At 64.0% G+C, this 22,981-nt stretch carries 19 protein-coding genes; 8 read left to right on the top strand and 11 right to left on the bottom strand.

Translation table 11 applies throughout. The annotated features are described in order from the left end of the window. Positions 1-696: a ribose-5-phosphate isomerase RpiA gene (gene rpiA / locus M0D64_RS13230; protein WP_266258009.1), complete on the top strand. Its 696-nt coding sequence runs from the start codon at positions 1-3 to the stop codon at positions 694-696. A 77-nt stretch (positions 697-773) separates the two neighbouring features. Here the strand turns inward: rpiA and M0D64_RS13225 are convergent, their stop codons facing one another. Further along, positions 774-2,057 (bottom strand): glycosyltransferase family 4 protein, encoded by a 1,284-nt coding sequence (locus M0D64_RS13225; RefSeq protein ID WP_266258008.1) that lies wholly within the window; start codon positions 2,055-2,057, stop codon positions 774-776. Positions 2,058-2,233: 176 nt separating this feature from the next. On the opposite strand from M0D64_RS13225, the gene M0D64_RS13220 reads away from it, so the two are divergent. The 3 genes from M0D64_RS13220 (at position 2,234) to M0D64_RS13210 (ending at position 4,388) form a co-directional block, all read left to right on the top strand. Then, positions 2,234-3,451, top strand: coding sequence for a glycosyltransferase family 4 protein (locus M0D64_RS13220; RefSeq protein ID WP_154561397.1), 1,218 nt, complete (start codon positions 2,234-2,236; stop codon positions 3,449-3,451). Between the two features lie 218 nt (positions 3,452-3,669). After that, the gene (locus tag M0D64_RS13215) at positions 3,670-3,969 is read left to right on the top strand and encodes a type II toxin-antitoxin system HigB family toxin (protein WP_154561395.1); all 300 of its coding nucleotides are present in this window, start codon (positions 3,670-3,672) and stop codon (positions 3,967-3,969) included. Beyond that, positions 3,966-4,388, top strand: coding sequence for a type II toxin-antitoxin system HigA family antitoxin (locus M0D64_RS13210; protein ID WP_154561393.1), 423 nt, complete (start codon positions 3,966-3,968; stop codon positions 4,386-4,388). Before M0D64_RS13215 ends, M0D64_RS13210 begins: the two co-directional genes overlap by 4 nt. Before the next feature lie 94 nt (positions 4,389-4,482). Here the strand turns inward: M0D64_RS13210 and M0D64_RS13205 are convergent, their stop codons facing one another. The 10 genes from M0D64_RS13205 to M0D64_RS13160 all read right to left on the bottom strand — a co-directional run bounded on the left by M0D64_RS13205 (position 4,483) and on the right by M0D64_RS13160 (position 18,197). Further along, on the bottom strand, positions 4,483-6,873 hold the full coding sequence (locus tag M0D64_RS13205) for a polysaccharide biosynthesis tyrosine autokinase (protein WP_266258007.1): 2,391 nt from the start codon (positions 6,871-6,873) through the stop codon (positions 4,483-4,485). Positions 6,874-6,898: 25 nt separating this feature from the next. Beyond that, the gene (locus M0D64_RS13200) at positions 6,899-8,092 is read right to left on the bottom strand and encodes a polysaccharide biosynthesis/export family protein (RefSeq protein WP_266258006.1); all 1,194 of its coding nucleotides are present in this window, start codon (positions 8,090-8,092) and stop codon (positions 6,899-6,901) included. 37 nt (positions 8,093-8,129) lie between these two features. Further along, positions 8,130-9,083 carry a glycosyltransferase family 2 protein gene (locus M0D64_RS13195; RefSeq protein ID WP_266258005.1) on the bottom strand — a complete coding sequence of 318 codons (954 nt, stop codon included), beginning with the start codon at positions 9,081-9,083 and terminating at the stop codon, positions 8,130-8,132. Positions 9,084-9,085: 2 nt separating this feature from the next. Next, positions 9,086-10,471 carry an undecaprenyl-phosphate glucose phosphotransferase gene (locus M0D64_RS13190; protein ID WP_266258004.1) on the bottom strand — a complete coding sequence of 462 codons (1,386 nt, stop codon included), beginning with the start codon at positions 10,469-10,471 and terminating at the stop codon, positions 9,086-9,088. Between the two features lie 45 nt (positions 10,472-10,516). Next, positions 10,517-11,251, bottom strand: a complete 735-nt coding sequence (locus M0D64_RS13185) for a Crp/Fnr family transcriptional regulator (RefSeq protein WP_154561383.1) — start codon at positions 11,249-11,251, stop codon at positions 10,517-10,519. 629 nt (positions 11,252-11,880) lie between these two features. Continuing rightward, on the bottom strand, positions 11,881-14,400 hold the full coding sequence (locus M0D64_RS13180; RefSeq protein WP_266258149.1) for a glycoside hydrolase family 2 protein: 2,520 nt from the start codon (positions 14,398-14,400) through the stop codon (positions 11,881-11,883). Between the two features lie 135 nt (positions 14,401-14,535). After that, the gene (locus M0D64_RS13175) at positions 14,536-15,597 is read right to left on the bottom strand and encodes a DUF1839 family protein (protein WP_266258003.1); all 1,062 of its coding nucleotides are present in this window, start codon (positions 15,595-15,597) and stop codon (positions 14,536-14,538) included. Next, positions 15,594-16,649, bottom strand: a complete 1,056-nt coding sequence (locus M0D64_RS13170; protein WP_266258002.1) for an amino acid--[acyl-carrier-protein] ligase — start codon at positions 16,647-16,649, stop codon at positions 15,594-15,596. Before M0D64_RS13170 ends, M0D64_RS13175 begins: the two co-directional genes overlap by 4 nt. Position 16,650: 1 nt before the next feature. Further along, positions 16,651-17,949 (bottom strand): acyl-CoA dehydrogenase family protein, encoded by a 1,299-nt coding sequence (locus M0D64_RS13165; RefSeq protein ID WP_266258001.1) that lies wholly within the window; start codon positions 17,947-17,949, stop codon positions 16,651-16,653. Next, entirely contained in the window at positions 17,946-18,197 is a 252-nt protein-coding gene (locus tag M0D64_RS13160) for an acyl carrier protein (RefSeq protein ID WP_266258000.1), read from the bottom strand. The genes M0D64_RS13165 and M0D64_RS13160 overlap by 4 nt, the downstream gene beginning before the upstream one ends. 345 nt (positions 18,198-18,542) lie before the next feature. On the opposite strand from M0D64_RS13160, the gene M0D64_RS13155 reads away from it, so the two are divergent. From M0D64_RS13155 to M0D64_RS13140, 4 genes are read left to right on the top strand one after another with little or no spacing between them, the layout of a single operon-like run. Next, positions 18,543-19,076: a GNAT family N-acetyltransferase gene (locus M0D64_RS13155; RefSeq protein WP_266257999.1), complete on the top strand. Its 534-nt coding sequence runs from the start codon at positions 18,543-18,545 to the stop codon at positions 19,074-19,076. Next, entirely contained in the window at positions 19,076-20,620 is a 1,545-nt protein-coding gene (locus M0D64_RS13150) for an O-antigen ligase (RefSeq protein WP_266257998.1), read from the top strand. The genes M0D64_RS13155 and M0D64_RS13150 overlap by 1 nt, the downstream gene beginning before the upstream one ends. Positions 20,621-20,650: 30 nt before the next feature. After that, positions 20,651-21,829 carry a glycosyltransferase family 4 protein gene (locus M0D64_RS13145; RefSeq protein ID WP_266257997.1) on the top strand — a complete coding sequence of 393 codons (1,179 nt, stop codon included), beginning with the start codon at positions 20,651-20,653 and terminating at the stop codon, positions 21,827-21,829. Further along, positions 21,826-22,980 (top strand): glycosyltransferase family 4 protein, encoded by a 1,155-nt coding sequence (locus M0D64_RS13140; protein ID WP_154561367.1) that lies wholly within the window; start codon positions 21,826-21,828, stop codon positions 22,978-22,980. Before M0D64_RS13145 ends, M0D64_RS13140 begins: the two co-directional genes overlap by 4 nt. The last annotated feature ends 1 nt before the right edge of the window (position 22,981 follow it).

The following is a 22,981-nucleotide window of genomic DNA, read 5'->3' as shown; positions in this document are numbered from 1 at the left end:
ATGACCCAAGACGAACTCAAGCAACTGGTCGGCCAGGCCGCCGCCGACTATGTGAACGCCAACGTGCCGGAAGGCTCCGTGATCGGCGTCGGCACCGGCTCCACCGCGAACTGTTTCATCGACGCGCTAGCCGCCAGCAAGACCCGTTATCGCGGCGCGGTGTCGAGCTCGCTCGCCACCACCGCGCGTCTGCAATCGCACGGCTTCAAGGTGCTCGACCTGAACGAAATCGATTCGCTGCCGGTGTATGTGGACGGCGCCGACGAGATCGACCACAGCGGTGCGATGATCAAGGGCGGCGGCGGCGCGCTGACGCGCGAGAAAATCGTCGCGTCGGTGTCGGACGTATTCGTCTGCATCGCCGATGCGAGCAAGCTGGTCGACACGCTCGGCAACTTCCCGCTGCCGATCGAAGTCGTGCCGATGGCGCGTACCGCGATCGGCCGCCGCGTGACAGCGCTCGGCGGCGTGCCGGTGGTGCGCGTGACCATGGAAGGTGTGCCGTTCATTACCGATAACGGCAACGAGATCATCGACGTCAAGGGTCTGCGCATCAGCGACCCGCGCGCGCTGGAAATGCATATCAATGCATGGCCGGGCGTGGTCACGGTAGGCCTGTTCGCGGGCCGCGGCGCGAATCTGTGCATGCTCGGCACGGATACGGGCGTCGAGACGATCGAATACAGCAAGAGCTGATCGACGTCCTAAAGCACTCCTGCGCGAGCCTGCTTTAGCGGGCTCGCTCTGCTGCATTGGCGAGGCTCCGACCAGCATCAGCGCGCGGCGCGCCCAATCGCCTGCATCATTCGCTGCAAATACTGATCCACTGAGAACTCGGTTTGCGCATCGGCGAGCGCCTGATCCGCGAGGCGCTGCGCCATGACCGGATCATCGCGCAATGTGCCGATCGCATCGGCCAGCGCGGCCACATCCCCCGGTTTCACGAGCCAGCCATTGCGCCGATGCCGCACGATCTCGGTCACGCCGCCCGCGGCCGCTGCGATCACCGGGCGCGCAGCCGCCATGCCTTCGACGATCACCCGCCCGAACGGCTCCGGCTCGGTCGAGGTGTGCAAGATCACATCCATCGCTTTCATCCACACGGGCACGTCGTCCTGAAAGCCCGCGAAATGCACGCGATCCGCGACGCCCAATGCCTCGGCCTGCTCATGCAGTCGTTGCGCGTACGCGTCCTCGCCGAAGAGCGGTGCACCGACCAGCACCAGGTGCACGCCGGGCAGTCGCGCCATTGCTTCGAGCGCAATGTGCTGACCTTTCCACGGCGCGAGACGGCCGAACAAACCAGCAAGCCACGCATGCTCGGGCAGACCCAGTCGCCGGCGCAGTGTGGCTATGTCGCTGTCGTCGATGCGTTTGAACGCGTCGGCGTCGACCCCGTTATAGATGACCGGCACCGAGTCGGCCGCGATGCCCGTCAGCGCGATCAGCGAGCGCTTCGATGCCTGCGAATTCGCAACCACGTGGTCAACCGCGAGGCGCACCAGCCACTTGATGATGCTTAACTGCACGCGTCCGAAATGCTCGCGCGTGAGGATGTCGTGCTGATACCAGATCACTGGTTTGCGATGCAGCGGTTTGCCGAGCGCGCCGAGCACGAGTGCCTTTTGTGTGTTGAGAAACAGCACGTCGAATTTTCGCGCGCGCGCCGCGATTGCGCGGACCTGGCGCAGGATGCCGGGCACAACGCGCAGGCAGTTCAAGCCGGACGCTTGCCGAACGATGCCCGACACGCGCGCGTCATTTAACACTTGCACGCGTGCGCCGAGTGTTTCGAGTCGCGCGCGAAATGGACCGTCGGAGAGCAGCACGACTTCGCTGCGCGCAATGCAACTGCCGGCCAGTTGCAGGAGCGCGAATTCGGCGCCGCCGAGTTGGCCGCTCTGGTCGACGAATAGCACGCTCGGCATGGTCGGTGAGAGCGTTGCCGAGCTTGCCGCCGATGCCGATGATGCGGGCGCGGCAGATGGATCGATCAGGGCCGGCTGAACCAGCGGCAAGGAATGAGCGAGGGGCGTAGCGTCGATCGTCGGGCGCATAAAGTGCAAAGTCGGGCGAAGTGATTGGACTCGCCATTCGCAAGAAGCGAATAGCGAGTCTTCATTATTCGCGGACTGTCGCGCGTCGAATGTGGGCATACGCACGCACGGCAAATGATGCGGCACTTACACTCGTTGCTATGGCCATGGGTCGTTAATCAATAGGCGGGGAGATCATGAAAGTGGCGATCGTGCACGACTGGCTCGTCGCACCTGGCGGCGCCGAGAAAGTGCTCGAACAGATCATCGAGTGCTTTCCCGATGCCGATCTCTTCAGCCTCGTCGATTTCCTCGAAGACCGCAGGCCGGTAGGCGGCAAACCCGTCACCACGTCGTTCATCCAGGGGCTGCCGTTTGCGCGGCGCCACTATCGCGCGTATCTGCCGTTGATGCCGCTCGCGATCGAGCAGTTCGATCTCTCGGGTTACGACCTAATCATCACGAGTTCCTATGCGGTCGCCAAGGGTGTGCTGGTCGGCCCGGATCAGACGCACGTGAGCTATGTGCATTCGCCGATGCGCTACGCGTGGGATCTGCAGCACCAGTATTTGCGCGAAGCTAATTTGACGCGCGGGCCGAAGTCATGGCTCGTGCGTGCGTTGCTTCATTATCTGCGCGGCTGGGATTCGCACTCGGCGAACAGCGTCGATCGTCTGATCGCGAATTCGCAATTCGTCGCGCGGCGCGTGATGAAAACTTACCGGCGCGATGCCGCAGTGATTCCGCCGCCCGTCGACGTGCACAAGTTCGAACTGTGCACGCACAAGGAAGACTTCTATCTGACCGCCTCGCGGATGGTGCCTTACAAGCGCATTGAACTGATCGTCGAAACCTTCAACGCGACGCCGCACCGCAAGCTGATCGTGATCGGCGACGGACCGGAGATGGCGGCGATTCGCGCCAAGGCCGGTCCGAATGTGACGATCCTCGGCTATCAGCCGTTCAAGGTTCTCAAGGATCATCTGCAACGCGCGCGCGCCTTCGTGTTCGCCGCCGAGGAAGACTTCGGCATCGTCGCGCTCGAAGCACAGGCGTGCGGCACACCGGTCATTGCGTTCGGCAAGGGCGGGGCGCTCGAAACAGTGGTGCCGATCGGCGAGGCACGTCCTACCGGCGTGTATTTCGCGCGCCAAACGGTCGTGTCGATGCTCGACGCGATCGACCGCTTCGAACGGCAGAGTGAACAGATCACACCGGCGGCATGCCGCGCGAATGCGGAACGTTTTTCCGCGGCGGTTTTCCGGCGCGCCTTCATGGCTGAGGTGACGCGCACGATCGCGGCATCGGGCTGGCGTCTGCGGGTCGCGGCAGCAGAGCGCGTCGAACCCGATCTGGCCACCGGGGATCTCGGGTGGCCCGGCGAACGCGCGCAAGGAGGCAGTTGGGGACGTTGACGCGCTCGCGTGCAGACCATGAAGCGCGACAGATTATCTCTTTATTCGCATATTGCGAACTTCGCCATATGCGAATAAAATGACTTCGTCGTACCGCAGTAAGCCATAGTGGGCTGTTCGGCCTATGCCGCCCGGCTGACTATCGGTGTCGAACCCGTCCCTTAGCCTCGCAGGTAGAGCGTGCTTGTCCAGTGCGCGTGTGCATGCGAGGAAATACGATGCGGGTCATTTCAAAGAAAGCGTTGCTGGACTTCATAAAGAGACATCCGGAGGCGCGCAGTGCGCTGTTGACGTGGTACTCACTGGCGCAGGCTTGCCTCGCGTATGGCTATAACGACCTGGAGCAGACGTTCGCGGGCGTGGACTACGTACCGCCGCAATACACCGTTTTCGATGTAGGCGGCAACCGGTTCCGGATCATCGCGGCGATTCCCTACAACAGGCAGTCGTTGTTCGTTCGTCACGTATTGACGCATACGGAATACGACCTTTGGACGAGGAAGAATCTAAACTTATGAATGCCGATCGCCTTCCGGGAGCCTTTCCCGACATCGCTCAAACCTGGGCTGCCCTGCAAACCCAGTTGCCGATCACACCCATTCGTAATGAGCAGGACTATCAGAAGATGGTGCGGCTCGCCAACGCGCTCGCCGATCATCTGAACGGTAACGAGAAGGATCCGCTGGCCGATCTGTTCGCGATCGTCACCGACCTGATCGAAAGCTGGGAAGTGAACAACGTGACGATCCCGAAAGCGGAGCCGCGTGAGGTGTTGCGGCATCTGCTGGAAACGCACGGGCTCAAGCAGAAGGACCTGATCGGTATCGCATCGCCCACCGTGGTGAGCGATATTCTCGCGGGCCGGCGCGCCATCAGCAAAAAGGTGGCGAAGGCACTGGCCGCGCGTTTTCATACCGACGTCAGCGCGTTTCTGTAAACGAACGCGGCGCACAGCGCCAGTTGTGCGCCAATAAAAAAGGGCTGCGCCTCGATCCGGCGCAGCCCTTTCGCTTTACTGCTTTTAACCCGATCTATCGTGATCCGTGCGTATCGAGCGGATCGCCGGCGGAGTAGGTGTATGCGTAGGCATAGTCGTACGTGCCGTTCTTGTTGTGGCTCTTGAGCGGCACCGCATTCATCACGCCTCCCACCACCCGGGCCCGCGCGCGCCGCAGTTTCTTCAGCGCGTCGGCCACGTGACCCTCTGTGTGAGCGCCGGAGCGCATGACCAGCACCGTCGACCCCGCGATATGCGCAATCACCGCCGCATCGGCCACCGCCAGCAGCGGTGGCGTATCGACGATCACCAGATCGAACTCCTGCTCGAAGCGCGCGAGGATTTCTCCGAAGCGCGACGACGTCAGAATCTCGGACGGATTCGGTGGATAAGCGCCCGCCGCGATGAAGTGCAAGCCATCCACGCCCGTGGCGCGAGCCGCGGCTTCGAGATCGACCTGACCCGTCAGCAGTTCGGTCAAACCGCCATTCGGCGAGCGGCCGAGATACTGCGCGAGACGGCCGCGCCGCAGATCGGCGTCGATCAGCAGCACGCGCTTGCCCGATTCCGCGATCAATGCAGCGAGGTTCGCGCACAGAAAGCTTTTGCCGTCCGAAGGCGCGGGACTCGTGATCGCTACGATGCGGTTGGGCGCATCGACCAGGCCGAATTGCAGCGTGGCGCGCAGCCCACGCAGGCCTTCCACCGTGGAGTCGTACGGATGGGTCTTCACCAGCAGCGGCCGCATCGGCGTTTTGCCCGACGCAATGACGGTTTGCGTACCGACGGGCACCTGCCCCTGGCGGGCCGCCGCCGAACCAGGCCGAAGCGCTCGCATGACGCCCGACGATCCCGCGGACACTTCGGTCGGTGTCGACCTGGGGCCGGGCAGCGCTGCGGCGCGCATGGCGCTCAACTGCCGGTCGCTGCGCGCCTGTTCCGGGCTGAAGGCGATCGAGCCGAAGATCGGCAACTGGAAGCGCCGCTCGACGAACTCAGGATCGGCCACGCCGGTAAAGAACGTGTGCCGGCAAAACGCGAACAGAATCCCGCCGATGATGCCGAGCAGCGTGCCCGCCGAAATGATCAGCGCCGATTTGGGCCGCACCGGCTGGGACGGTAGCAAGGCGGCGTCGATGATATGCACGTTGCCGATCGTGCCGGCACGCGAAATCGACAGCTCCTGGGTTTTATTCAGCAGCGCCACATAAATTTCCTCGGCAACCTTCGCATCGCGCTGCAAGGAAAGGGCGTTGCGTTCGGAGCTCGGCAGCGTGCTGAAGTGATCCTCGAAACGGGCTTTTTCGCGCGACATCGCCGCCAGTTGCGCGTCCACCTGTTGCACCTCCGGGCTTTCTTCCGTGAAGCGCTGCAGCAGTTGCGCGCGCTGGATGCGCAGCGTCGCAATCTGCTTTTCGTAGTCCAGACCACCGGCGAGGTAGACGCCGGCCTCCTGGGTCGGCTGGAACGATCCGGCTTTCGACTGGTACTCCGACAACGCGGTCTCGGTCTTTTTCACCTCGGCACGCAGACGCGGCAATTCACTGTTCAGGAAGCTCAGCATGTGGCTCGCTTCTTCCTGCGCGCGTTCTGTACGTTGCGCCAGATACGACGCCGCCACCGCATTGGTGATCGCGGTGATCGCGTGCGGATCGGTGCCCATGTACGACAGTTGCACGACACCGGTGTCGCGGCCCTTTTCGGCTACCTGCAATCCGGACGACAGGGCGGCGACCGCGTCCAGTTGATTGAAACGCGTCACGTAGAACTCGGTGCCGGGACGGGCCACCAGCGTCTTGACGAACAGTGTGACGTCGTTGCCGCTTGCTTCCTGACCCGCCACCCCGGTGAGGATCTGCTGCCCGAACGAGTCCGTCAGCTCATAGCGGCCGTAATCGAGCACGTGCAGTGTCAGGTGCGCGCCTTCCAGCGATTTCGGCACCGTGATCGACCCGACTTCGAATTGCTCGCCGCCCCACGCATACGAGTCCATTCCGAAGGCCGCGCCGAGCGGGCGGCCCGGATGCGCGAACCACGACGAAATCTTGCCGAGCACCGGCATGGTCTTCGCCGCCGTGCTGAAGTTCAGTTTGAACTGCTCGACCACCGGCTCGACCACCGCGCGGCTCTTGATGATTTCGATTTCCGCTTCGGTGCGCATCGGGGCCACCGAAGGCACGAGTGACGGCGTGTTCTGACTCTGCGAACCGTTGTTGCCGGTCTGCGTGTCGACCTGAAGCAGGGCGTCGGCGGAGTAGATCGGCGTGGCGAGCTTCGTATAGATCACCGCGGCGAGTATCACGCAACCGGCAATGGCGAGCACCCACCAGATCTGATCCATGATCATGCGCAGCAAGTCGCGCATCACCGCATCTTCGTCGCTGTTGGGCGCCGGTCCGTGATCCAGCATGTCGTACGTACTCATAGGAATACTCCGTTGCGAGCGTTGTTCACCGGCCCAACTGCACCGTGTAGAAGATGGACTGCAGAGTCGGCGTGATCTGTTCGAGTGCGCGGTTAAAGCGTGCTGCGCTCGAGACCTGCACGTACACCACATCTTTCGGCTGGAGTTCGAACTTGGTCATCAGCATCAACGCGTCGACCTGGGTCATGTCGAGCTGATAGACGTCGGGCGTGAGCGTCTTGTCGGCGCCGCGCAGCACGTAGACGAAGCGCGGGTCGCCGGTCTTGACGTCGAGGCTGCCGGCGCCGGTCAGCGCATCGGCGAGCGTCAGGCGGCCGCGGTTCATCGGCAGCGAGGTCGGCTTGTTCACTTCGCCGAGCACGAAGACGCGGCTGTTCGAGCGGTCCGGCACGTCGATGATGTCGCCGTCCTTCAGCAGCACGTTCTGTTGCGGATCGCCGGTTTCGAGCAGCGAGGCGACGTCGACCGTATAGCGCTTGCCGCTGCGGGTCACGCCCACGTTCTGCAGATCCGCATCGGGCAATGCGCCGCCTGCGCGATTGATCGCGTCGAGCACGGTCAGCGGCGTATCGGTGATCGCTTCGGAGGCGGGCGTGCGCAGATTGCCGGTCACCTGCACCGACTGACTGTTGAAACCCGACACGCGCACATCGAGCTGAGGATTGCGAATCGTCTTCGCGAGGCCCCTCGTCAGCGATTCCTGAACCTGCTGCGCGGTCATGCCGAGCACCTTGACGCGGCCCACGCGCGGGAAAAAGATCGTGCCGTTGTTGGCGACGCGCACGGTCAGTCCGCCTTCGCCGCCGCCTGTCAGCGTCGGCGCGATCGGTGTCGCGCCTTGCGTCTGCGTGGGTCCGGGCGTTGGTGTTGCGCCGTTGCCGACGCCCGGCAGCGGCGGCACGCCGCCCAGTGTGCCGCCGGTCAGTTCCGGATGATCCCAGACGATGATGCTCAACTGGTCGCCGATGCCGAGCCGGTAGTCGTAAGCACCGCGCGTCTGCGGCGTCAGGCACGACAACGGGCAGGCGGCCGGTACCGCGGCCGCGCGTTGCTGGCGAAAATAGCCGACGTCGATCGTGTGCACCGGAAACTTCGCGGCGGTCTGCTCCGGCGGAGCGGGCGGCTCCAGCCGGTTGGTGTCCAGATAGGGTCCTGGCGCCAGCGCACAGGCGCATAGAGATGTGGCCGCGAGCCCTGCGGCAATCGTTCTGATAGTCATTTTGGTGGTCCCTCGCGTGAAGCCGCGCACTGTTCGGTCAGCGCGCCGCCTCCTGCCATGCCCCGCGCATTGCGCGTAAACCAACTCTCCATTTGCGAAGCGCGAGTGCCACGCCGCCGCGCTCGAATGCCAACGACAATGCGCGCAGGAACCCCGGGTCCGCGCGATCGCCGATCAGCGTCGAGTAAACGACGAACGCCCATCGGCCGGGAGGCGTCAGGTATTCGCACATGATGAGTCGGAGATTGAATGACGCGTTATAGAAAGCGGCGTCGTTAAATGTGAAGCGCTGGTCTTCGTCGCTGCGCTGGGCCGGGAAGTGCTCCACCAGCAGCGTCGGGTCGTAAATCAGGGTCCAGCCGCGCCGCTCTACGTCCAGACTGAATGCCATCTCGCAGTGAACCTGCGCGCCGGTGCCGCGCAAGCGGGCGTCGAAGCGCAGCGTGCCGATCGCCTCGCGGCGAAACGCCATGTTGACGCCCTTGAGCACCTGGACTTCGCGTGCCGAGCCGTGGCCGATATGGTGATTGCCGATGGTCCGGCCATACCAGCGCACGATGCCCACGCGCAGCTTCTGCCCCTGCAGAATGCCATTGCGTTCATGCACGATGTCGCGTCCGCCGAGGCCGCCGAGTGCCGGATCGCTTTCGAACGCGCGGACGATCCGCGTGATCCAGTCGGAATGCGGCGCGGCATCGTCGTCGGTGAAGCAAAGCACGTCGCCACTGGCGCTGTCGATGCCGAGGTTGTAGGCGGCGACCACGCCCGGCTTGTGCACCAGCACGATCCAGCGGCGCGGGTCGGGCCGGTTCGCTTCGCGCGTGCGCAGCCAGTCGAGCGTCGCGTAATCGTCGTGGCGTGCGATCACGATCACTTCGTCGGCGCGGCGCTCCTGTGCATCGAGCGCCGCGAGGCAGCGCGCGAGATCGGCGGTGCGCCGGTACGTCGGCACGATCACGGAGACTTTCAGGGACGGTTTCCGGAGTGGCATGATCAGAATGCGTTGCGGCCGACGAACCCCTTGAAAATCGTGATGAACACGATCTTCATGTCGAACCAGAACGACCAGTTGTGGATGTAGAAGAGATCGAATTTGACGCGCGTTTCCATCTTTTCGACCTTGGTGGTGGCGCCGCGATACCCGTTCACCTGCGCCCAGCCGGTGATGCCCGGCTTGATCCGGTAGCGGTTCATATAGCCGTACACCTGATCCTTGTAGAGATCGTCGTGCTCGACCGCATGCGGACGCGGACCGACCACCGACATCTGGCCGAGCAGCACGTTCAGGAATTGCGGCAGTTCGTCGAGACTGGTGCGGCGCATGAAGCCGCCGAGTTTCGTGATGCGCGCGTCGTTGCGCGCGGCCTGCGTGACCTGGCCGTGGGCTTCGTGGTGCACGGTCATCGAACGGAACTTGTAGATCGCGAACGGATGGCCGTCCACGCCTTTACGGGTCTGGCGGAAGAACACCGGCCCGGGCGAGCTCAGCTTGATGCCGATCGCGAGTGCGATGAACACGGGCGCGAGCGCGAGCAGCGCGGCCGCCGCGAACAGGCGGTCGAAGATCAGCTTGGGCCACATCTGCGGCGACGGGATGGGCGTGGCGCTCAGATTGAGCGTCGGTAAACCGACGACGTCGACCAGCGCGTGGTTGAACAGCGAGAGGCTGCGCACATCGGGTATGAAGCGCAGATTCACGAAGTCATGCCTGAAGAGGCGCGTGAAGCGATAGATCGTATGTTCTTCCGAAAGCGGCAACGCGAGCCACACTTCGTTCACGTGTTCGTCGCGCACCTTGGCGGCGAACGCATTCAGATCGGTCAGCACCGGCAGGCGGCTGAGCCGCGCGCCATAGGTGCCGGCCGCTTCGATGCTGGTGTCGAAGACGCAGACCGGCTTGAAGCCGGCTTGCGGCGCATGGTCGAGATGCGCGAGCAAGGTGCGCGAGAAGCCGGGCGCACCGACGATCGCGACCGTGCGGAAATTCATGCCGCGCCGGCGCACGCTGCGCAGGGCCACATGCACGAGGCACTTGGTGGCGATGATCAGCGCGCCGGAGATCAGCGTCGAGTAACCGAACCACAGGCGCGAAAGCGCATCCATGCGGTGCAGCGTGAACGCCAGAACAAGGGCGGTGGCGACCACCACCAGCCATGCGGCGGCGACTCTCAGCAGCATGGAGGGCAGTGCCTTGCCACGCCACGTTTCATAGACGCCGAAACCGGGAAACATCAACAGCACGAGCACGCAGTTAAAGGCGATCAGGAGACGCTCGGTGTCCGACAACGCAATCGGCGTCGAAAAGCGCATCCCGTGAGCGAGCAGCCCGCCCGCAATCACAAAGAGTGCGTCGAGACATCGCGCAGTATTCCTGAACATAATGATCTACCCTGTAATCGAACGATGCAGCCTTGAGTTGACTGCTTATTCGACGGTCTCGGCCTGGCGAAGACGCGGCAGCAGGCGGTCGAATTCCCGCTTGACGAGGCCGTAGCATTCGCAGGCGCGCGCTTCGAGACCCTTGCGATCGAGTATCTTGATGTGGCCGCGGCTGTGATGAATCAGGCCTTCGTCGTGCAACTTGCCGGCCGCTTCGGTGATGCCTTCGCGGCGCACGCCGAGCATGTCGGCGATCAGTTGCTGGGTGACCGTCAGATCGTTCGACGCCACGCGATCCACTTCAATCAGCAGCCAGCGGCACAGTTGCTTGTTCAACGCGTGGTGGCGATTGCAGGCGGCGGTCTGCGCGACCTGCGTGAGCAGGGCGTGCATGTAGAGCAGCATCAGGCGGCGCAGGAAGTCGGAGCGTGCGAATTGCTGCTTGAGCGCCTGTGCGTTCATCCGGTAGGCGAAGCCGGCGCATTGCACCTGCACGCGGTTCGGCATGGTTTCGCCGCCCGTGAGCACCGGCACGCCGGTCATGCCTTCGCGGCCGACCGCGGCGATTTCGACCGAACTACCGTCTTCCATCGTCGAGAGCATCGAGATGATCGCGGTGGTCGGGAAGTAGACGTGATGGATCCGTTGACCTGAGTCGCACAGCAGTTGCTCGGTGCGCAGATGAACCAGTTCGAGATGAGGGGCAAGTGCTTGCCATTCGTGGGACGGCAATGCGCCGAGCAAATGGTTGCCGTGCAGGTCTGATTGAAGTGTCAACATGATCGGTCCTCGCTGAAGCCGCGCACAACGCAACCTCGTGTTTTTGATCCGATGCCTGCATCCTTGAATGAACGACGTGCCGCTTGGCGAGCAGCGAGGATGAACAGGAACGGCCCCGTTTTGGCCTGGTGCGCCACCGCCGTTCTTGTCGATCTCGTCACGGCGACGCGGTGTTGCGCTCTTTCTTTAGCGAGGAGCGTGCCAACCCTAGGGAAAACGAGTGCTGGTGCGGCGCAGCGAACAAAGCCCGAGCAGCGCGGGAAGCCAAAAGTGGCTTTTTGTTTCAATTCTGTACAACGCCTGCTTAATGCGCGCCCCCGGTGAGGGGTATTTTTATTCGAGTCAAGCCCTTGATCGGATTGGGTTAGCGGCTGATGAGCATCCCTATGCGGGGGCTGTCTCACGGATGAACCAGCCTTTGTGTGTGCGTTATCGGGGGCCGTCCGGGTTGTGCCGGATTTGATTCAGATGTGTTCCATGCATTGCGTACGGTGGCGTACGCAACGCCTTTTTTGAAGACCGGAAAGTCGCAAAAAAACCAACAGTGACTCCGCAGACCAGACAGGTGGATTCGCGCAGCGCGAGGTTTTACGCGCCTTGCGAAGGGATAGCTAGTTCAGGGGCGACATTCATCCGTAGATGGTGGCGGATATCGCATTGATCGCGCGGACTTCGCCGGCGGGCGCCGCGCATGTTGCATCAGCTTTAAACGCCGCGTTAGATGCGTGCGCAACGAGTTTCTCAACGGGGATGAGCGGTACGGCGCAGGGGCGGTTCGGCGGCAGATGGAACCAGTCGTGCGCGGCGCGGTAATGCGTGTCAATGATATGAACGAAGCGTGCAAAGCGCTTCGCTTCGATAATCAACTGCCAGCCGTCGGCGGTACGCTCGGCGCGGACCGTCAGACCGAGGTCGTGTCGTTCGCGGGCGCGCCGCTCTGGCAGATGAACCGCTTCTGACACGATCTTGCCGCTCGCCGGATCGCGCAGTGTTGCAATCGTGACGTCGTGGGCGCGCGGCCCGAAGCGGTATGCGTGCGTGAAATCGAAGAACTGGCCGAGGTGCCCGGCCGCGCCGATACGCTGCGCGCTGTGCGGCGCCAGTTCGACCGCGCGGCTGGCCGACGCGACCTTGACGCTGCCGTCGCGCAGGCAGACCAGCTCAAGTTGAGCGTGCAACGGCTCGGCACGTTCGTTCAGCAGATGGATATCGAGGCCGTTGAGGCCTTCGTCGGTCATGACCACCTGGATGGGTTGCAGCGTCCGCGCGAGGCCGTGCAGGGCGCTTTTAGGCCGTCCTGTGGCGTCGATCAAGCCCCAGCCTGCGCCCGGCTGCAGATCCTGAAGCTGCCAGACCAGCGCGCCGCCGCACGCCGAGCCGGCGCGCCGCCATTCGGCGAATACGTCGCCCATCAGGTCGGCGACCACCGCGCGCGACAGATCCAGGTAGCGCTCAGGGTCTTCGTACCGCAACTGTGCCGGCTCGATGCCGTAGAGCGTCTGAAGATAGTGGTCGCGCACGTCGTCGAAGTCCCAGCCGGCGCCGGGGTCGCGCGGCACGGCTCTTTTCCAGCGCGGATCGTGCAGATGAATCGTGCCCAGCGCGTCGTGCAAGGTGGCGTCGTCCGGCGCGTTGGCGAAGGCGAGGCATTCGGCGGCGAAACGGACCTGCGCGCGGCGCACGTCGTCGAGTGGGCGTTGATAGGCGCCGACTCCGTAGTAATGCGTGATGCCCTCGTTAGTCGAAAACGGCCACGCGCCGCCCGAGGGCGAGTTGCTCACATACGGTACGTCTGCGCGCTCGCGCGCGGCGATGGCGGGTAGCTGTTCGGTAAAAAGTGGTTGCGCGCGCATTGAAGCGGGCAGGCCGAACATGGCCGCCTGCTGGTCGACTTCACTGCCGCCGCACAACACCGCGAGCGATGCGAAGCGCCTTGTGCGGGTCAGAAATTGCGTCGCTTCGCGCTCGATGGAAGCACCGAAGGCGGCATCGGTCGGGTAGTCGAAATTCGCCAGCGCGAAGTCTTGCCAGACGAGGAGGCCGTATTCGTCAGCCAGTGCGTAGAACGCGTCGGACTCGTACACCATCGTGCCGCCTACCCGCAGCATGTTCATGCCGGCATCGCGAGCGAGCGCGAAAGTGTGGCGCAGTTGTGCCTCGGTGCCGGTCAACGTGACGAGATCCGCGCTGGTCCAGCAGGCGCCACGGCAGAACACCGGTGTGTCATTTACGCGCAATGCGAAGCCCGTACCGTCCGCGCCGCGATCCACTTCGATGCTGCGAAAGCCGATGAATCCCAATGACTGGGATATCGCGTGTTCGTCATCAAGCTGCAACGTCAGAGGATATAGAGTGGGCTCGCCGTGCGTGTGGGGCCACCAGCGTTCGGCATGCGGCACACGCACGCTTCCGGTCAGTGTATATGCATCGTTCCATTGCAAAGACGAAACACAACCGCCGCAATTTAACGTTGCGGTGCACGTGTCGACGTCATGCGGATGCACGAAATGTAGCGTAAGCGAAACAACGCCGTCGTCGTCTTCGAGGCGGTTTGTCAGATCAATCGTGTCGAATGCGTGCGGCGCGTCGCTCAACATTTCAATCGGCCGCCATGGGCCAACTGCCTGCACCGATGGACACCATCCCGGCATATGACCGAGCAGGGTGGTGCGCACGTTGCGCAAGGTGGGTGGCGTGGCGAGCCGTGGCCGCCAGCGGGCACGTGAGCGTTTGGCCGCCAGCGCCGGGGTCAGCGAGCGAAAGCACAGCGCGAGTGTCGCACTGCCGTGCAGTTCGATGTCGAGATCGTGCGCGACGAACATCGAATCCGACTCGATAAGCCTGATGCCGTCGAGCCAGACTTCGGCGAGCGTGGCGAGGCCGTGCAGGCGCAGGCGGCGTTTGCCTGTGCCTGTCAGCGTGAGCCGGTACCAGTGATCGTCGAAGGCAAGCGGCGGTGGATTCGCGGTGTCCAGCAGGCCCGCGGCACGGCGCGCGCTTGCCACCGTACCGGGTACTTGCGCGGCGAGCCAGCCCTGCGCGGGCAAGTCGGAGGGGGAGGCACATGCGCCGGCCGGCGTGCTGACGCACTGCCAGCCTGTGTCGAGTGGCTGTGGCCAGAGGTCATGGGGTGAGGCAACCGCCGTGATAGCGCCGGCAGCGTCATCAACTTCGGCCGCCTCCGGCGTCTTGGCAAAGGTCACCGGAAGCGAGCCGCCTGCATCCGGTACCCGGTCATTCGTCAGCACATCCACGGCGATTTCCTGAAGCTCGAAACGAGCTCGTTACAGCACAAGCGCGGCGAGTGGCGGCAGCGTCTTTTCATAGGCGCTTTCGAGCACGTCGAAGCAGTCTTCACACGAATCGCGGCGTCCGCGCGTGATCGCTCGCACGAGCCTGAACTGCATCACCATCGACTCCGACGCGATACGCTGCGCCGCCTCCGGGATCGCCGCCGGCATGTCGAAGCCTTGCGCGGAGAGCCACAACAGATACTTCGAGAGAAATTCGAAGTTCGCGCCGAGCTGCCGCATCAGGTTGAACGAGTAGGGGTGAAAGAACGCCTCGCCGCGTTCGAGCAGCGTATCGAGATGCGCGGGAAACGCGGCGCGCCACTGCGAGATCGGATTGGTCAGCGGCCGCCGGTTCAGATGCGCGCACAACAATTCCGCCGAGGCTTCGGCGAGCGCGGTGCCTTCCAGCGCGGGCCGCGCCTGCTTGGCGAATTCAACATACGGAAACAACAGATCGGGCTGCTGCGCGAATTGCGGCAGCTTGCGGAACACGCCGTCGTAGTCTTCGCCGTCGAGCAGGTGATAGCCGGTGTTGTGGAAATAGCCGAGACGGCGTGACGGGGGATCGATAAAGTCGATCCCCACCGTGGTTTTCGGATGCTCGCGCCGATATGACGTGGCGCGCGTATTCGGCAGGTAATAGCCGTCCACTTCCACCAGCACGGTATGGCCGCGCAAGGTCTGCGCGAGCACGCGGGCTTCGAGCGAGTCGTAGATCGCCAGTTCCTGCACCTGGGTGCCGTACAGCCGCTCGAGGTCTTCGAGTGGAAATTTGAAGAAGGTGAACTGATCGCCTTCGAAGTCCTGCGTGACGGTAAAGCCGAACGCCGCGCGCGGATCGAGCCCGAAGCCGTGCAGCAGTTCGATCCACAGGTCGACGTAGCAGTTGGTCTCCTGCCAGACGCGCTCGCCTTGATGCAGCGCGTGCGGTGCGTGCTGGCGCAGCGGCGTGGCGGGCGCGGCCGCGCCGCCCTGAGCCGGCAGGTCGAGCCGGCGGGGCACCGCAAAGGCGGACGGCATGCCCTTCGGCACGGGGATCAGGGATGGATTCATGCGCTATCTCCGGCACCCTGTTCAGCCACCGTGGACGCCGACTGCATGCCCTGCGCCACGCGTGCCTCGGTGTCGCCCCACAGCAGCGCGCGCACGTCGTCGGGCCACGCGTTGACGTCGAGCCCATGATGACGGAATAGCGCCAGCGTGATGCGTTCCATGCCGAAGCCGACGCAACCCGTGTGCGCCACCGTGCCGTCTTCGCACTCGATCTTCCAGATCGCGCCGAAGTGGTCCATGTGATAGTTGAACGAGAGGCACGCGGTCTTGCCGCGCGGGTCGGCCACCGGAATCAGCAGCTCGAACTTGAGCGCCTGGGCACGCTGGCTATCGGCGACGATCTTACCGCCGCGGCCGAAGAACGGATCGTTTGCGAGATCCACTTCCACCGGCAGTTGCAGCAGCGTAATCAGCAGCGAGCCGCGTTCGACCCACATCTGCCGGAATGCCATTACCTGTTCGGCGTTGCCGAGGCGCACGTATTCGCGCTGCCGGAACATCTGCATGCGGCCGGGATCGAGCGAGGGTTCGTGGCGGAAGCAATACGACAGCACGTCGATGGTGCGGCCGTCTGCGGGCAGCGGGCCGCGCCGCGCCATCACCGGATAGATCGGATAGCAGGCGGCCGGCGTAAGTACCACGCGGGTCGGTTTTTGCTGCGCCATCCATTCTTCGCTGCGTTCGTCGTCGCGCTCTGTCATCGCGTCGTCGAGTGCGCGCAACAGGCGCTGGTGGCCCATGTCGTTGCCGCAGAACGAGTGGATCGTGCCGGCGAGGTTCGGAAAGCTCTTCAGATATTCGCTGTCTTCGAAATCGGTGCGGCGCATGGCGGGCGGAAAGCGCAGCACTTCGGGCTGCTGGTCCGCGCCGAGATGCGTGATCGCCACGTTCAGACGGTCCACCACGTCTTCGAAAACCTGGCTGCGACCGTACAGGCCGTTTTCGCCGGTATCGATCAAGAGGCCCGCGGCCAGCAGCTCGTCGCGGAAAGTCGGCGCCGTGGATTCCGGAGCGGCAGCGGCGAGCGCGGCGGTATCGGTCATCGTGTTCATGTCAGGCTCTCCCCGGGGCGGCAGGGCGTTGCGCGAGCAACAGGCTCGCCGTGTTCTGCGCGATACGGTCGTTATTGATCATCAGCGGCGCGGAGTAGAGGTCGCGCAGATGCCGCCCGACGCTGTATTCGGTGCCGTTCTTGTAGCCCGCCATGCCGCAGATCATCAGCACTTCCTGCACGACTTGCAGTGCGGTGGTCGAGATGCTGGTCTTCAGCGTGTTCATGTCGGAAGCAAAGCCGAGCATCGCCGAGAGCGGCGCGTCGGCCTGGCAGCCGCCGTGTTTCGCGTGGTGGGCGGTGCGCGCGGCTTCGAGCGCGACCGACAGGCGCGCCTGCATCATCTGCAGCAGGCCGACCGCTTCGGCGAGGCGCAGGCCGGCCGGCGGAATCGAGCCGGGTTTCGAGCGGGCCTGCGCGCGAAAGAAGGCTTTCGCGCGATTCACCGCGTCGCTGGCGACGCCCGTCCATACCGAAGCCCACAGCGTGTGCGACACCGGCAGCATGGTCTGATCCGCGATATCGGCGAACGGTGTCGGCAGGATCTGCTCGGCGAGACCCGTGGCGACGAGCCGGAAGCCCTCGCTGCAGGTGCCGCGCATGCCCATCGAATCCCAGCCGCCGCGTTTTTCCAACAGCGTTTCTTCACGTAACGCCACGATCAGCACCTGGTCGGCCGCGGCCGACTCGGCGGTGCGGCGCGCGGTGACCAGGATGCCGTCGGCGTGCGCGCCGTACGAGATCGTCGGCGCGAGTTTTTCGATGCGAAAGCGCTGCTGGCCGGGCTCGCCGTCGAGTTCGACCGAGCAGGCACTGGTGCGCATGTTGCCGCCGATGGTTTCTTCGGAGGTCGCCGAAGCCAGCAGCCATTGATGTTCAACCAGTTGTGCGAGCAACTGCCGGTGCCATGCCGACTCGCTGCCATACGCCTCGATGCAGGCCACCTGGATCTGATGCATTGCATACACCATCGCAGTGGAAGCGCAGCCTTGCGCAAGCGTTTCGCAGATCGCAGCGACATCCGCGAGCGAGAGCCCGGCGCCGCCGCACGCGGCCGGCACCATCGCCGACAACAAGCGTTCGCGCTTGAGCGCCTCGAATGCTTCGTGGGGAAAGCGCGCTTCGCGGTCTACCGGATCGGCGAACTGCGCAGCCACGGCGGCGCAGCGCTGCGCCGCGGCGCGCCAGCCCGGTTCGGTTTCCACCGCGCTCAGCACGACGCTGGCGCCGGCGGGCTGTGCCGCAGCGGAGTCGGCGAGCGGCGCCGGTACCGCTGCCGTGTCCAGCAGCGGGGCGTTCATGCCGCCGCCTTCGCCTGTTGGAGCTCGGTGACCGCGGCGGCCATCGAATCGATGCTGGAGAACAGCCGGCGCGTCAGCATGCGATCCGGAATCTCGATGCCGAATTCATCTTCGATAGCCAGCATCAGATGCACGGTGGCGAGCGAGGACAGGCCGGCGGCGTACAGATCGGCGTCGTCGGCCAGGGTGTCCGGCGCGACGTCGAGACGGGCCGATTCGGAAAGGATGCGTCGCAGTGCGGTTTTCATGTTGAGGTGCCCCCTTGTTGGTCAACGGTCTCTCGAATGTTGCTGACGTAAAACGAACAGACTTCTTCGCTTTTGGTGTTTATTGCAGCGCGTGGCGCAGGCGCGCGTCTTCGCCGCGCTTGCACGGTGCCCTGAGGGCCGCTTTGGCGGCTTCCAGCTACACCATGTTCTAACGCCTCGTATTTAAGAATTGTCAAAGGCCTGCGTCGGTGCGATGCCGCACGGAAACACGCGTTTCGGGGACGTACCTTGTAGCCATGACAACAGGTCGGCGTATCGAGCCAGGCCGTCGGAGGCGGCGTGCGATGCCGTGCTCGCTGAACTTATTTACCGCTGGGGAACGTGATGAACTGGAAAACGCTGGAATTCGAGCAGCTTTCGGCACGCGAGCTGTATCTGATCTTGCGGGCGCGCAGCGCGGTCTTCGTGGTCGAGCAATCGCACGTCTTTCTTGACGCCGACGGTCGCGACGAGAACGCGCTCCATGTCTTCGCGGTTGAGGATATGGCGCGGCCGATGCCGATCCTGGCCTACGCACGCCTGCAACCCGGCGACGCCGAAGATCCGGAAATCACCATCGACAAGGTGCTGACGAGCCCGCTGCGGCGCGGCGACGGCACCGCCGAAGTGTTGCTCGAACGGGTATTGCAGGCGATCGCCGAGCGTTGGCCGGGACACGCCGCGCGGGTGAGCGCGCCGCTCGGTTTGCGCGACTTCTACGAGCAATTCGGCTTTCGCAAGACAGAAGGGCCGTACCTCGAACATGGCGTGGCGTTCATCGGCTTGACGCGCCAGGTGCGCGGCAGCCAGCCGCTCTTCGGGACGCGCCGCCGCGAGCGTGACGGCGTGGCGCTCGTCAATACGTTTGAGCTCCTGTAATGGTGCGAACACTGATCACGCCTTCCACCCAGGTTGGACTATCGACATCGCCGGGTAAACCGCGTGCGCTGCCTGGTGAGGCGTTTGTGCCTGAGCGGGCCACGCCTCGCGCGCCGGCAGCGCGCCCGCGACGCAAAGGCTTGCGTCATCCGCTGAGCTTGCCGGTACTCCTGTTTGCCATGACCTTGGGCCTGATCCTCCTGCATCAGGGCAGGCTGGTCGAATATTTCTTTCCGCTCGGCGCGTTCGGCGTGGCGTTGGTGTTGTATTGGCGTTCGCCCGCGCATTACATCGGCTTCGTCTGCTGGCTGTTCTTTCTGACGCCCGAAGTGCGGCGCCTCGCGGACTTCGTCAACGGTTCGTTCAATCAGCAAAGCCCGATCATGGTGGCGACGTTGCTCGCTGTCTCACTCACCGGCCTGACCTTGCTCAAGCATGTTTCGTTGCTTGGGCAACGCCGCGCGGCGCCGCTGGTGCTGATCGTGATCGCGTTGCTCTATGCCTTTGTCGTCGGCATGGCGCAGGTCGGTCCGGCGGCGGCGACCTTTACGCTGATCAACTGGCTGTATCCCGTGATGGTGGCGTTTTACCTCACCGTGACGTGGCGCCACTACCCGGACTATCACCGGGTTCTGCTGAAGACCTTCATTTATGGCGGACTCCTGATGAGCCTGTACGGCCTGCTCGAGTTCGTTTCGCCGATGCCGTGGGATGCGTTCTGGCTGATCTCCTCGAAGATGCTGTCCGAGGGGCAGCCGGTGCCGTTCGGCATGCGCGTGAGCAGCACGATGAATTCATGCGGCCCCTTCGCGGTGACGCTCATGACGATCCTGCTGATGTCGCTGGCCGCGCGGGGTAAAGCGCGCATCGTGCTCGGCTGCGTCGGGGTTCCCGTGTTGCTGCTTACCAGTGCGCGCAGCACATGGGGCGGCTTTGCGATCGCGCTGGTGTACTCGTTCGTCATGCTCGACGGCAAGAGCCGTAGGCGGCTGATGGCCGGCGTGCTCGGACTGGCCGTGGTGGCTGCGCCGCTGATGATGATCGATCAGGTCGCGGAGCCGGTGCTGCAGCGCTTGAGCACGATTCAGGACCTCGGCAAGGACGACAGCTACCAGGCGCGCGCGGAGTTCTACAAGTCATTCATGTCGTCGGCGCTCACCGATATCGCCGGCCAGGGGCTCGGTACGACCGGCCTCGGCAGCAAGCTGTCCGACGACACGGCGTCGCAGGCGAGGCTCAATTTCGACAGCGGTCTGATGGAGGTGCCCTTCGTGATGGGGTGGCCGGGCACGCTGCTTTACACCACCGGCATCGTCATGCTGCTGTGGCGCGCGTATCGCGCGAGCCGCCAGCATCCGACCGACCTGCTGGCGGTCTCGGGCGTCGGCGTAGCGGTGGCGATTTTCTCGATGATGGTGTTCATCAACACGCTGACCGCGGTGTCGGGGATGTTTTTCTTTCTCGGCGTGACCCTGCCGGTGATTTCGCTGCGCTATGCACGTGAACGCCACGGTGCGGTCGCTGCGGCTCCGGCGCGATTCTAAAAAAAAGACAGGCAGATGAAGGACAACAGGATGCGGATTTTGATTGTCACCCATGTCGTGCGCAAAAACGATGGGCAGGGACGCGTCAACTACGAGATCGTGCTGGCCGCGCTCGCGGCCGGTCATTCGGTGACGCTGCTCGCCACCGGGGCGGCGCCTGAGCTGGTGCAGCACCCGCGCGTGCGTTTCGTGCAGATCGCAGAAAGCCGGCTGCCGACCAAACTGGCTCAGTACCAGATGTTCGCGTGGCGTTGCGGCGCGTGGATCCGCGCACATCGTCAGGACTTCGATGTGATTCACGTGAACGGCTTTATCGCGTGGGCGCGCGCCGATGTCAATGCGGCGCATTTCGTTCATGACGGCTGGTATCGCTGTGGTTTTTACCCGTTCCGCCTGTGGCGAAGCTTCTACGATGCGTATCAGGTGATCTACACGTTACTGAATATCGGCTGCGAAACATGGGCTTTCCGGCATGCGGAGGTCGTCGTGCCGGTGTCGCATGCGGTCGCCGCCGAGGTCCGCGCGCTGGGCATCGGCCGGGCGCGCCTGCAAGTGATTTATAACGGCGTCGACGTCGACGAATTCGCACCGGGTCCGTCTGAGCGGGCCCGCTTCGGTTTGCCGACGGCACCGTTCATGCTGCTGTTCGCAGGCGACCTGCGCATGTCGCGCAAGAATCTCGACACGGTGCTGCACGCACTCGTGCACACCTCGGCCGACGTGCATCTGGCAGTCGCGGGGATTCTGCACAATAGTCCGTATCCGGCGCTGGTGGCGTCGCTCGGGTTGACGGAACGGGTCCACTTCACGGACATGGTGATGGACATGCCCGCGTTGATGCGTTCGGTCGATGCGTTCGTGTTCCCCTCGCGTTATGAACCGATGGGACTGGTGCTGCTCGAAGCGCTGGCCGCGGGATTGCCGGTCATTACCGTGCGGACCGCGGGCGGCGCCGAAGTGATTACGGCCAGAAGCGGCATCGTGCTCGACGATCCCAACGATGCGACCGCGCTTGCCGCAGCGATCGAACACCTCGCGAGCGATCGCGAATACGCCCACCGGTTGGGGCAGGCGGCGCGTGAAGTCGCCAGAACCTTGAGTTGGCAGGCCATGGCGGAGCGCTATTTGTCGCTCTATGAGCAGGTGCATGCGCGGCGCGCTGCGCAATCGTTGCCGGCCGGCTGTGCGACTGCATCGGTGGACCTATGAGCGCGCCAATCGATTCGCTGCAGATCGGCATGCACTGGTTCAACGAGCGGCCGGGTGGCCTCGATCGCATGTTCAAGGCGCTGATCGATACGTTGCCGGAGCAGGGCGTCAATGTCCGTGGGCTGGTGGCGGGCAGCCCCGGGGTGTTCAATGCGTCGGGTGGCAGTGTGCTGGCCTTCGCCGGCGTAGAGGCGCCGCTCGGCACGCGCCTGTGGGGCTCGCGCAGGCAGTCGCGCGCGCTGCGGGCGGCGAAGATGCCCGACGTCGTCGCCACGCATTTCGCGCTCTACGCGGCGCCGACCGCGGGCCTGTTCAGACACGTGCCGAAGGTCGTGCATTTTCATGGACCCTGGGCGGCCGAGTCGTACCCGGGCGGCGGTGGCGGCTGGTCGCGTGCGATGCGGGTTGCGCTCGAGCGCTTCGTGTACCAGGGCGGCACGCGTCACATCGTGCTGTCGCAGGCGTTCGGGAAGATTCTGCGCGAGACCTACGGCGTGGATGAAGCGCGCATCCGGATCGTGCCCGGTTGCGTCGACGTCGGGCAATTCGATACCCGCGTGACGCAGCGGCAGGCGCGTGAGCGTCTCGGTTTGCCGATGGACCGGCCGCTGCTGTTCTGCATGCGGCGCCTCGTCTCGCGCATGGGACTCGAGGACCTGATCGATGCGATGGCCATCGTCAAGCCGATGCTTCCCGACGTACTCCTGACGATCGCCGGCAAAGGGCCGCTGGAGGCGGAGTTGCAGGCGCGCATCGCCGCGCGCGGGCTCGAGCGTCACGTGCGGCTCGCCGGCTACGTGCCCGACGACAAGGTGCCGCTCTGGTATCGCGCCGCGGATTTGACGGTAGTGCCGACCGTGTCGCTCGAGGGCTTCGGGCTCACAACAATCGAATCGCTCGCCGCCGGCACGCCGGTTCTGGTGACGCCGGTGGGCGGTCTGCCGGAAGCGGTCGCGCCGTTATCGGCTGAGCTGGTGCTGTCCTCGGGCGGATTCAAGGCGATCGGCGAAGGTATTGCCGATGTTCTGCTTGGCCGGCGCGTGATGCCGGACTCGCAGGCATGCCGCACCTATGCCCGCCGCCATTTCGACCGGCCGGTGGTCGCCGCGCAGGTCGCGCGGATTTACCGCGAAGCGATCGACGCGTTCTGAC

The sequence above is a fragment of the Paraburkholderia sp. WS6 genome, assembly GCF_030464835.1.
Lineage (GTDB): Bacteria > Pseudomonadota > Gammaproteobacteria > Burkholderiales > Burkholderiaceae > Paraburkholderia > Paraburkholderia madseniana.
This window is presented reverse-complemented; position numbering and strand designations above follow the sequence as displayed.